Raw genomic sequence first — 11190 nt, 5'->3', positions numbered from 1 at the left:
TTGAAGTGAGTTATGTACCCGAATATATCTCATGAAGTACACTGATAAAATTTAGCGCACGCTGAGAAAATAACGATAAACGAAACTAATTAGATGTTTACGAAGTGAGTTTTGTGCGAAGAAAAATCAATGAAGTCAATACTCAACAAACTTTAGGAGGACAAAATATGGATTCTACTCTTCTTATGCAAGAGGCGATTAAAGCACGAGCAAAAGCTTACATTCCATATTCCCGATTCGGAGTGGGAGCTGCCCTTCTTGATCAGGATGGTCATATTCACCACGGCTGTAATGTGGAAAATGCTGCTTTTGGACCAACCAACTGTGCGGAACGGACAGCACTATTCCGTGCGATTGCGGATGGACACGCTGTTGGTTCTTTTAAAGCAATTGCCGTAGTAGCTGACTCTGACGGCCCCGTTTCACCTTGCGGTGTGTGCCGGCAAGTAATGATTGAGTTGTGTTCGCCGGATATGAAGGTTATTCTTGGGAACATGAAGGGTGATATCGTTGAGACTACGGTGGGAGAATTGCTTCCAGGCGCTTTTGGTCCCGTAGATCTGAAGCAAGGACAAGCTCCAGAATAAAATGAGGATTTGATTTAATGCCTGTGCCTGTTTAAGGGCAAATCAGGCATAGTTAGACGAAGGTTGCTACTTTAATTGCACAATGTACAGTTAAATTGCTACTCTTTCGCGACAAAAATGAATTTAGTTGCAGATAGTACAATTAAATTTATGATAAAGCCCATATTTGGCTCTTAAGACAGGATTTAATTGCACAAAATACAACTTAAACACCAAAAACATAAACTCAACCTAAAATTAGTTGTACAAAGTACAATTAAAAGTGTTCTAGTTCTACCAAGTTAGGCTAAACTGGTGCAAACTATGTGTTTTTAGAGTAACATTACGAGGTAAGCGCCACGGCAAAAGCCGTCAGCGATTCTAATTACGTAAGGTTACTTGTAACACAGCCTAAAGCCAATCATCTCAGTAATCTTTATTCATGGTGAGGGCAATGCGAACCGTGTGAATAAGCGACAGTGAAGCGTGTCCCCGATAGGGGAGGAAAGCGCTCATGCACCATAGTCCCTCTAATCCAGCCTAACGTTGCAGTTACGCCCATTTCCGGCTGTCCAGAGGGCCGGGGCCCTTGGGGTCCCCCTTGGCTAAGGGGGATTTAGGGGGATCGAAAAAGATCTTAAAAGATTTTCAAACGCAAATTTAGAAGGTAAGTATGGAAGGAAGATAATATGAAATTCAAATCAGGCTTTGTCGCAATTATCGGCAGACCAAACGTAGGTAAATCAACACTCATGAACCAGGTCATTGGCCAGAAGATTGCTATTATGTCGGATAAGCCACAAACAACCAGAAACAAAATCCATGGTGTTTACACAACAAACACTTCACAAATCGTATTCCTGGATACACCGGGGATTCATAAAAGACAGTCCAAGCTAGGCGACTACATGAACCAGACTGCAATGAGTACACTGGGTGAAGTAGAAGCAGTGTTATTCCTTGTGGATGCGTCAGAGGGCTTGGGCGGTGGAGACCGTTACATTGCCGAGCAATTAAATGGTCTGAAGACACCGGTGATTCTAGTGCTCAACAAGATCGATAAAATAGAGCCGGAAGCTCTGCTCCCGCTTATGGCTCAATATAACAAGCTGCATGATTTTGCCGAAATTATTCCGATTTCTGCGAAGATGGGCAGCAATGTTAACACGTTGTTAGAGCAGGTTGCCAAGTACTTGCCGGAAGGCCCTCAGTATTATCCGGAAGATCAAATCACGGATCACCCCGAGCAATTTGTCTGCGCGGAATTAATCCGGGAGAAAATTCTGCATTTGACTCGTGAAGAAGTGCCGCACTCTATTGCTGTAGCCATCGAAGATATGAAGGTTGAGCCTAATGGAGTGGTGCATGTTTCAGCTGTTATTTTTGTTGAGCGTGATTCGCAAAAGGGAATTATTATCGGCAAGCAAGGGGCAATGCTGAAAGAGGTCGGCAGACGGGCTCGGACAGATATTGAGAACCTGCTGGGTTCGAAGATTTTTCTGGAGCTATGGGTAAAAGTGAAAAAAGATTGGCGCAATCAGGACCGCGTTCTGCGGGATTTGGGCTTCCATAAAGACCTTTAAGTTAATTCCGTTATTCCTCGTTTGGTAGGAATTGCAAGGATAGAACCTGCTCCATCGCACCATCCTAATTCTTGATAAGAGACATCGTCTTTCCCAAGAAAGGATGAATACGAATGCGAAACTTTTCGTGGAAGTATTTTGCAATGACAGGAGACGTCGATGCTTACCTGCTGTATAAGGAAGCTGGCCATCCGCTTGAAGATAGTGGATTACAGCTAGTGGAGGAAGAGAAGGCCTGTGATGAAGAAGCGCAATAAGGACTGGTTGCTTGCCGAATGGTTGGGGGAAGAGGCATGCTACACAGGGTGGAAGGGATCGTCATCCGCAGCATGGACTACGGCGAGGGGAACGCAATTATTACGCTTTGCACCGAGAACGCGGGAAAAGTAGGGGTTCTGGTGCGTGGCGCAAAGAAGGTCAAAAGCCGCCATGCTGCATTGATCCAACTGTTCACCGTTGGGGAATTTGTTTTTTTTAGAAATAATGGAGGACTTGGGACACTGAATTCTGGCGAAATTACGAAGTCGCACCATCCGCTGCGTGAGGATTTGATCAAAGCTGCTTATGCGTCTTATGCGTGTGAACTGCTTGATCGTGTTCTGCATGATGAGGAAACGGGAAGCTTCTGGTTTCGCCAGCTTACGGCCTGTCTTAATGCACTTGAAGAGGACAAGGAACCCGGCGTTATCATAAATGTCTTTGAAATGAAAATCTTACAGGCAGCCGGTTATGGTCCTGAATTCGATTCTTGTGTAATTTGTGGTGCCGAGAAGCCGGATGATCAACTGCTGGTCAGCCCTCGCCTTGGAGGAGCACTGTGCCGCAGTTGTAAACATAATGACCCTCCAGCCATGGAGGTCTCTGCTCGTGCGTTGAAGCTGCTGCGATTATTCGCCAGACTTGACCTGACTAGACTAGGCAATGTGGATGTAAAGGAAAGCAGCCGGGATGAGCTGAAAAAAATTATGCGGGCCTTTATGGATGTACAACTCGGATTAAAGCTGAAGTCACAAAGTTTCCTAGACCAGCTCGACAAGTACAAGATTTGACGAAAGCTGATTTTTCCGTTACTATAGGATCAGTTTATTATATGATCGTCGTTATGCTCCAATTGGGGAGAGGCGTGCATTGATCGGGAAAGTAGTGGACTGTATTGTCGTTATTCAGCGAGCTGGGGGCAGTGGAAGCCTAGCGGGACAACGTTCATGAACATGGCACCCGGGAGTACGAATGCGGCGAATGAAAGTGGATTTCGTTCTTGTCTTGGCAGCAAACTTGCTCATACAAGGTATGAAATCAAGTAGGGTGGAACCGCGGGAGAATAAGTTAAGCTCTCGTCCCTATGTCTGTTAATCAGGCATGGGGGCGGGGGCTTTTTGTTGCTGTCAGGAGCTAAAAGTGCCGCCTCCATGGTAGAAAGTTTTAGGCAAGCTGTTGTAAAAAACTTGTAAAGCGAAGGAGACGGTATTATGAACTTCCAGCAGATGATTTTGACACTGCAGCAGTTCTGGGCTGAACAGAACTGTATCATCGTACAGCCTTATGACACAGAAAAAGGCGCCGGCACGATGAACCCTATGACTTTTTTACGCTCGCTAGGTCCTGAGCCTTGGAGAGTGGCTTACGTAGAGCCTTCACGTCGTCCCTCCGATGGTCGTTATGGAGAGAACCCGAACCGTCTGTATCAGCATCACCAATTCCAAGTAATCATCAAACCCTCACCAGATAACATTCAAGAGATCTATTTGGATAGCTTGAAAGCACTCGGTATTGATCCGCTCTTGCATGACATCCGTTTTGTAGAGGATAACTGGGAGAATCCGTCACTGGGCTGTGCAGGTCTGGGATGGGAAGTATGGCTGGACGGTATGGAGATCACTCAATTTACTTACTTCCAGCAGGTAGGTGGCATCGAAGCTAACCCTGTTGCTGTAGAAATCACTTACGGTATGGAGCGCTTAGCCTCTTACATTCAGGATAAAGAAAATGTGTTCGATCTTGAATGGGTAAGCGGTATGACTTATGGTGATGTTTTTCATCAGCCGGAGTTTGAGCATTCTACCTACACTTTTGAAGTATCGGATGTAAAAATGTTATTCTCGCTGTTCAACATGTATGAAGAGGAAGCGCGTAGAGCGATGGAGAAGCATCTTGTGTTCCCAGCCTACGATTATGTGTTGAAATGCTCACATAGCTTTAATCTACTCGATGCACGTGGAGCAATTAGTGTAACTGAACGGACTGGATTTATTACCCGAGTGCGTAATCTTGCCCGCTCCGTAGCGGCAACATATCTTGAGGAACGCGAGAAGCTTGGCTTCCCGCTGCTGAAGAAAGAAGGTGCTGACCGTGTCTAAAGATATCCTGTTTGAGATCGGTCTGGAGGAAATTCCTGCACGTTTTATCCGTGCTGCGATGGAACAGCTGCAGGATAGAATGTCCAAGTGGTTGGATTCTGCACGTATAAACCATGCTGGAGTTACTGCATATGCTACGCCACGTCGTCTCGCTGTATTTGTTAAGGACGCGGCTGAGAAGCAAGAGGATATTAGCGAAGAGGTCAAAGGACCTTCACGCAAAATCGCGCTGGATGCTAACGGCGACTGGAGTAAAGCTGCACTAGGATTTGCCCGCAGTCAGGGTGTATCTCCAGAGCAATTTACATTTAAAGAGCTAGCTGGCGTGGAATATATTTATGCCACAAAAAATAGTGCGGGTGTAGAGACTGCTTCTTTGCTCACAGAAGGACTTCTGGGTATTGTAAATGCGATGACTTTCCCGAAAAACATGCGCTGGGGAGCTTACGATTTTAAATTCGTTCGTCCGATTCGCTGGATGGTTGCTCTTTTTGGTAAAGAGATCATTGATTTGGAAATTACGGATGTAAAAGCGGGTAATGTGAGCCGTGGACATCGTTTTCTGGGTACAGAGACTGTAATCTCGGAGCCTGCACAATATGTGGAGAGCATGCGTGCGCAGCATGTACTTGTGGATGTGAAGGAACGGGAAACGCTTATCCTGGATCAAATCAACAAATTGGCTGAAGAGAAAAGCTGGACGATTGCGATTAAAGAAGATCTTTTGGAAGAAGTACTGTTCTTGGTAGAAACACCAACCGTGCTCTTTGGAACCTTTGATCCATCTTTCTTAGAGATTCCTCAGGATGTGCTGATTACCTCGATGCGTGAGCATCAGCGTTATTTCCCTGTTTTTGATGCAGCTGGCAAGCTACTGCCATTCTTTGTAACTGTACGAAACGGGAATGCAGAATCCTTGGATGTTATCGCTAAGGGAAATGAAAAAGTACTTCGTGCTCGTCTATCAGATGCCAAATTCTTCTATCAAGAAGATCAAAAGATGAAGATTGACGATGCGTTAGCCAAGCTTGAGAACATTGTTTACCATGAAGATTTGGGAAGCGTAGGGGATAAGGTGCGCCGTATTCGCCAAATCTCTGATCGTCTGGCTGTGAAGCTTGGACTGTCAGCTACTGCTGTGTCCGAAGTAAGTCGCACTGCGGATATTTGTAAATTTGATCTTGTAACTCAAATGGTTTATGAATTTCCTGAGCTGCAAGGAACAATGGGTGAAGATTATGCACGTAAAGCAGGCGAGCCTGAAACTGTGGCAAAAGCGATCTTCGAGCATTATCAGCCACGATTTGCAGGAGATGCTGTACCTTCAACAGAAGCAGGTTCAGTTGTCAGCATAGCGGACAAAATCGATACGATTGTTGGCTGCTTCTCCATCGGCATCATTCCGACAGGATCTCAGGATCCATATGCCCTGCGCCGTCAGGCTGCAGGTATTGTCCAAATTGTGCTTGAGCATAAATTGCCAATTACGCTGCGCGAAATTTTTGAAGCGGCGATTGAAATTCATGAAAATTCAGGAAATACGAAACATTCTGGAGATGAACTACGTATAAACCTGTACGAGTTCTTCGGTCTGCGTGTAAAACGTCTTTTATCTGACAATGTACGCTATGATGTTGTGGACGCTGTTACAGCGGCTGGTTTTGACGACGTGGTAGATGTTGTGGGCAGAAGCCGTGCTCTTATGGCTGCTGTGTCCGACCAAGCAGATTTCAAGATTACCGTAGATTCGCTTACTCGTGTCAGTAATTTGGCAAGTAAAGCAACCAGTGAAGTGATTGATCCTGCTTTACTTAAAGAAGATGCTGAATTGCAGCTTTTTAATACATGGCAGGAGCTTCACGCACCTTACCTTGAAGCTATGGCGGCAAAAAATGCCGAAGAAGCACTTCGGATTCTTTCGGGTCTAAAAGACGCCGTTACAACATTTTTTGATTCCGTTATGGTTATGGCGGAGGACGAGCAAGTGCGTGCTAACCGTTTGGCTCTGCTTGCTGGTATTGATGCTGACTCCAAGTCGTTCGCTGATTTTGCGAAGCTTGTCTGGTAATTTTAATCAAGAAAATTTGAATCTTATGGTATAGAATGTTGGTTTGGGGTATAAATATACGGAACGGTGCCAATGCGTCATTTGACATCCGTTCCGTATTTATGCTTAGAAAGAAGGATTTCTTGCGGAGAGGGCGTATATATATTACACGGGAAATTGGTGATGATCATGGAGAAGTCCCAGTCTAGAACGATAGTGGTGGATGGGGATGCTTGTCCGGTCAAAAAAGAGATCGCTGAGGTAGGTCGCACCTTTGGTGTTCCGGTACTTATGGTATCTTCTTATGACCATGCACTGAAAGCTGAAGAGGGTGTAACGGTTGTGCAGGTGGATCGAGGAGATCAGAGTGCCGATCTATATATTGCCAATCATATTACTGCTGGAGATGTGGTATTGACTCAAGATTATGGTCTTGCGGCACTTGCATTAGGTAAAAGGTGCAGTGTGCTTTCATTTCGTGGTCAGGAATACGACAATTTCAAGATGGATTTTATGTTGGAGGGTAGACATGCCAGGGCTGTGGAACGAAGACGGGGACATTATTCCAAGGGTCCAAAACCCATAACGGCAGAAGAAAAAACTTATTTTCAACATAAACTGACAAAACTTTTAATACTTTTGCAGGAGAATGTGGAGCAATAGCGAATTATATTTATTTGTTAAGAGATGAAGGTGGTTGAAGTGGCTAGCGGACACGGCAATATTCCGGAAGAGGTTATCGAAAGCGTGCTTGCGCGTCATGATATAGTCGATACAGTCGGTAAGGTTGTTCATTTGTCCAAGCAGGGGAAATATTTATGGGGCCTCTGCCCGTTCCATTCGGAGAAAACCCCTTCCTTTACTGTTACCCCCGACCGGGGAGTATTTCATTGCTTTGGCTGCGGTATGGGTGGAAATGCCATCAAATTTAGGATGGAAATCGAAGGATTAACCTTCCCCGAAGCTGTCAGAATAATGGCTGAAGAAAGTGATATTCCCGTTCCAGAAGGTAAGGGAGGTATGATGTCTCCTCCTGATCCGGAACGCGACCGGTTGATTCAAGCTTATGAATGGTCGGCAAAGTTCTATCATTACTTGCTGAAGAACACGGAACACGGCAAAGCCGCTATGGACTATTTAAGAGGCCGGAACTTCAGTGATAAAATGATTGATCAGTTTCAGATCGGATATGCTCCGGACCGCTGGGATACTTTGCTGCAGTTTTTGGAGAAACGAAATTTTGATCTTGCGGAAATGGAGAAAGGCGGACTTCTGTCAGCCCGCGGTGAGGGCAAAGGCTATTTGGATCGTTTCCGTGGCCGGATTATCTTTCCGATTGCCAACCGTACAGGCAAGGTAATCGCATTCGCCGGAAGAATACTTGGAGAGGGTCAACCTAAGTATTTAAATTCTCCGGAGAGTAGGTTGTTTAACAAAAGCCGGATATTGTACAATTTGCACCAGTCCAAAGCATCCATTCGCAAAACTCGACAAATCGTCCTGTTTGAAGGATACGGAGATGTCATCTCATCCTGGGAAGCGGGTGTGCATAACGGCGTAGCAACGATGGGAACGTCCTTGACGGAGGGTCATGTGGCACTGATGAAAAGCCTGGCTGATGAAATTATACTGTCTTACGACGGTGACCGGGCGGGACAAGCAGCAGCCATGAAGGCCATTCCGATGCTTGAAGGCAGCGGCCTGCGTGTAAAGATCGCCTTACTGCCAAGCGGGGTGGATCCGGATGAATTTATCTCCAAGCATGGAGGAGAAAGATTTAAAGATCAGGTTATTGATTCAGCAGTTTCATCCATAAAATTTAAGCTTATATATCTGAAAAAAAACCATATACTCCTAGAGGAAGATGGCAAAATCGCCTATGTCAAGGAAGCCTTAGAAGTTATTGCTTCACTGCATTCCTCAACAGAGCGAGAGGTTTATCTGAAGGAAATCGCTGCTGAACTCGAACTTTCATATGATAGTTTGAAGCAGGATTGTAATTTACTTAGGGCATCGATGCAAAAAAACATCCCTGAAGGGGATAATAACGACAAAAGGTGGAATAATGGTAGGCATAAAAAAGGGCAGGTGCAGACACCGACCTTACTACCCGCTTATCATGTCGCGGAACGGCGTCTATTGTCCTTTATGATTCAGGACCCGGAAGCCGCCACGTATGTAGGCGAACGCCTCGGAGAAGATTTCAACATCGTTGATCATGCGGCAATTGCTGCTTATCTATATGCCTATTACGCGCAAGGCAAACCACCCGGCATTAGTCGGTTTCTATCATCACTTCAGGATGATCGTCTGGAGAAAACTGCGACATCAATATCCATGATGGATACCCCTCCGGACTGGAATATGCAGGTTCTAGATGATTGTATTCGTGAAGTGCGGAAATACCCACTGCAACGCAAAATGGAACAGAAGCGTGAAGAGATGATTCAGGCTGAAAAGTCAGGTGACTTTTTGCGTGCGGCACAAATAGCAAGTGAGATTATAGCCCTAGAGAGACAATGACATGTTGACAGGATGTACCTAGGGAGGAGGGAGTCGAATTATGGCGAACGATCAGCATACTGAATTGGAAGCAGAATTTACTTTGGATCAGGTTAAGGATCAGCTCATTGAGCAAGGTAAGAAAAGATCATCATTAAATTACAAAGATATTATGGAGAAATTATCGCCGTTTGATCAAGACCCCGAGCAAATGGAGGAGTTCTACGAGCAACTCAGTGATTTGGGAATTGAGGTTGTAAACGAGAACGATGAAGAGGTTAACAGCCTCCGACCAAGTGAGGATAATGAGGATAAAGACAGCGATGATTTCAGCTTTGATGACGATCTGTCGCTGCCACCAGGGATCAAGATTAATGACCCTGTCCGTATGTATCTAAAAGAAATCGGACGCGTTCCTTTGTTGTCGGCTGACGATGAAGTTGAGCTTGCTATGCGGATTAAGAATGGCGATGAAGAAGCTAAACGCCGTCTTGCAGAAGCGAACCTGCGTCTCGTAGTAAGTATCGCGAAACGTTATGTCGGACGCGGTATGCTGTTCCTGGATCTGATTCAGGAAGGTAATATGGGTCTGATCAAAGCAGTAGAGAAATTTGACCATAACAAGGGATTCAAATTTAGTACGTATGCGACTTGGTGGATTCGCCAGGCCATCACTCGTGCGATTGCGGATCAGGCGCGTACCATTCGTATTCCTGTACACATGGTGGAAACGATCAACAAGCTGATTCGGGTTTCTCGCCAATTGCTGCAAGAACTGGGACGCGAACCTTCCCCAGAGGAAATTGCGGCTGAGATGGAACTGACGGTGGAGAAAGTTAGAGAGATCATGAAGATTGCCCAAGAACCTGTATCCTTGGAAACACCAATTGGTGAAGAAGATGACTCTCATCTAGGAGACTTCATTGAGGATCAGGAAGCATTGGCTCCTGCGGATGCAGCGGCTTATGAACTCCTGAAGGAACAACTGGAGGATGTGCTGGACACGCTCACGGAGCGTGAAGAGAATGTACTTCGTCTGCGTTTTGGCCTTGATGATGGACGGACAAGAACGCTTGAAGAAGTCGGCAAGGTGTTTGGTGTTACCCGGGAACGGATCCGCCAGATCGAAGCCAAGGCATTGCGCAAACTTCGTCACCCTAGCCGCAGTAAACGGCTTAAGGATTTCCTTGAATAGTATTTCATGAACTGGACCTTCTGCTGCTCAGTGGCAGGAGGTTCTTTTATTTGAATTTACGCTGGTAAAAAATGTGTTGACCTTGTGTATCTGGAAAGAAGGATGAGCCAGTGAATTTGGAAAAACGCGACATCATTATAAAAGAGATTCAGTATTGGAGAAAAAGCCGGTTGCTGCCAGAGCAGTATTGCGATTTCTTAACCAATCTGTATGACGATGAGGATGCGAATAAGGATAACAATCCAATTTCGCTGAGAAATTTACAGCAAGGAAGCATCAAAATTTGGCTGTTTTCTTTTGGAATTATTTCCTTGATTTTCTTGATTAGTCTTTATTTTAGCGTTTTTCCCTGGCCTTTGCAACTTGCAACCGCACTATCTGTATTAATTATTTGTTATGGATACTCCGCCGTTTATAAGGACCGGAACAATGTTATCAGTCTTATCCTAGCGGGGCTGGGCAGTGTTTTAACGCTTGGTTTTGGGCTATGGCTGATTGATTTGCATGATCTGGATCCTCAGCTCTGGAGGCCTATTCTAATTGGGTGCTGCGGCTTGTTATGGTGTATTTTGGGATTTTTACTCCGGATAGGTTTGTTGCAGTACTGTGGTTTTGCTTTTTGGGCATTACTGTATGCAGGGTTCTTCGGTGGAAGAAGCCCGGAGGCCTCTATATTTGAACTGGAGTTCCTATGGCTGCCATTGTGTGTGCTGATGGTATGGTTAAGCTGGCTTTTGCATCATAAGGTAAGAGGTGTTGCCAGTGTTTATTTTGCAGTGGGAGTATCGCTTTGGATCATGCCAGAGCTTGACGCTCTTTTATTAAGACAGGATTATCCGCAGTGGATTTCATTGATGCTGATCCTAAAGATTGCAGCAGGGTTAGCTTTGTTGTTTGAGTTTCGAAAAAAATGGATAACGTGGGTGGCAACATGAACAAT

Annotated in this window: 10 protein-coding genes; all 10 read left to right on the top strand. The window is 45.3% G+C overall.

The annotated features are described in order from the left end of the window. Nucleotides 1-167: 167 nt before the first annotated feature. The 10 genes from NST25_RS23735 to NST25_RS23690 all read left to right on the top strand — a co-directional run bounded on the left by NST25_RS23735 (nucleotide 168) and on the right by NST25_RS23690 (nucleotide 11185). Nucleotides 168-587 (top strand): cytidine deaminase, encoded by a 420-nt coding sequence (locus NST25_RS23735; protein ID WP_076129005.1) that lies wholly within the window; start codon nucleotides 168-170, stop codon nucleotides 585-587. Between the two features lie 668 nt (nucleotides 588-1255). Then, nucleotides 1256-2149, top strand: coding sequence for a GTPase Era (gene era / locus NST25_RS23730; RefSeq protein WP_036683823.1), 894 nt, complete (start codon nucleotides 1256-1258; stop codon nucleotides 2147-2149). A 113-nt stretch (nucleotides 2150-2262) separates the two neighbouring features. Then, the gene (locus NST25_RS23725; protein ID WP_076098533.1) at nucleotides 2263-2406 is read left to right on the top strand and encodes a YqzL family protein; all 144 of its coding nucleotides are present in this window, start codon (nucleotides 2263-2265) and stop codon (nucleotides 2404-2406) included. A 36-nt stretch (nucleotides 2407-2442) separates the two neighbouring features. Continuing rightward, entirely contained in the window at nucleotides 2443-3198 is a 756-nt protein-coding gene (gene recO / locus NST25_RS23720; RefSeq protein WP_036683821.1) for a DNA repair protein RecO, read from the top strand. Between the two features lie 420 nt (nucleotides 3199-3618). Beyond that, the gene (gene glyQ, locus NST25_RS23715; RefSeq protein WP_036683820.1) at nucleotides 3619-4506 is read left to right on the top strand and encodes a glycine--tRNA ligase subunit alpha; all 888 of its coding nucleotides are present in this window, start codon (nucleotides 3619-3621) and stop codon (nucleotides 4504-4506) included. Beyond that, the gene (glyS, locus tag NST25_RS23710; RefSeq protein ID WP_076129007.1) at nucleotides 4499-6574 is read left to right on the top strand and encodes a glycine--tRNA ligase subunit beta; all 2076 of its coding nucleotides are present in this window, start codon (nucleotides 4499-4501) and stop codon (nucleotides 6572-6574) included. Before glyQ ends, glyS begins: the two co-directional genes overlap by 8 nt. 162 nt (nucleotides 6575-6736) lie before the next feature. Further along, on the top strand, nucleotides 6737-7216 hold the full coding sequence (locus tag NST25_RS23705; RefSeq protein ID WP_076103766.1) for a DUF188 domain-containing protein: 480 nt from the start codon (nucleotides 6737-6739) through the stop codon (nucleotides 7214-7216). Between the two features lie 39 nt (nucleotides 7217-7255). Then, nucleotides 7256-9076 (top strand): DNA primase, encoded by a 1821-nt coding sequence (gene dnaG, locus NST25_RS23700; RefSeq protein WP_036683805.1) that lies wholly within the window; start codon nucleotides 7256-7258, stop codon nucleotides 9074-9076. 40 nt (nucleotides 9077-9116) lie between these two features. Further along, nucleotides 9117-10250: an RNA polymerase sigma factor RpoD gene (gene rpoD / locus NST25_RS23695; RefSeq protein ID WP_036683799.1), complete on the top strand. Its 1134-nt coding sequence runs from the start codon at nucleotides 9117-9119 to the stop codon at nucleotides 10248-10250. Between the two features lie 110 nt (nucleotides 10251-10360). Next, nucleotides 10361-11185 (top strand): hypothetical protein, encoded by an 825-nt coding sequence (locus NST25_RS23690; RefSeq protein ID WP_340392612.1) that lies wholly within the window; start codon nucleotides 10361-10363, stop codon nucleotides 11183-11185. The last annotated feature ends 5 nt before the right edge of the window (nucleotides 11186-11190 follow it).

The sequence above is a fragment of the Paenibacillus sp. FSL E2-0190 genome, from assembly GCF_037992965.1.
GTDB classification, from domain to species: Bacteria; Bacillota; Bacilli; order Paenibacillales; family Paenibacillaceae; genus Paenibacillus_AQ; species Paenibacillus_AQ odorifer.
This window is presented reverse-complemented; position numbering and strand designations above follow the sequence as displayed.

Excerpts from the sequence above, each read along its gene's own strand:
- NST25_RS23735 (WP_076129005.1), top strand. The coding sequence starts at position 168 with ATGGATTCTACTCTTCTTATGCAAGAGGCGATTAAAGCACGAGCAAAA.
- era (WP_036683823.1), top strand. The coding sequence starts at position 1,256 with ATGAAATTCAAATCAGGCTTTGTCGCAATTATCGGCAGACCAAACGTA.
- NST25_RS23725 (WP_076098533.1), top strand. The coding sequence starts at position 2,263 with ATGCGAAACTTTTCGTGGAAGTATTTTGCAATGACAGGAGACGTCGAT.
- recO (WP_036683821.1), top strand. The coding sequence starts at position 2,443 with ATGCTACACAGGGTGGAAGGGATCGTCATCCGCAGCATGGACTACGGC.
- glyQ (WP_036683820.1), top strand. The coding sequence starts at position 3,619 with ATGAACTTCCAGCAGATGATTTTGACACTGCAGCAGTTCTGGGCTGAA.
- NST25_RS23705 (WP_076103766.1), top strand. The coding sequence starts at position 6,737 with ATGATCATGGAGAAGTCCCAGTCTAGAACGATAGTGGTGGATGGGGAT.
- rpoD (WP_036683799.1), top strand. The coding sequence starts at position 9,117 with ATGGCGAACGATCAGCATACTGAATTGGAAGCAGAATTTACTTTGGAT.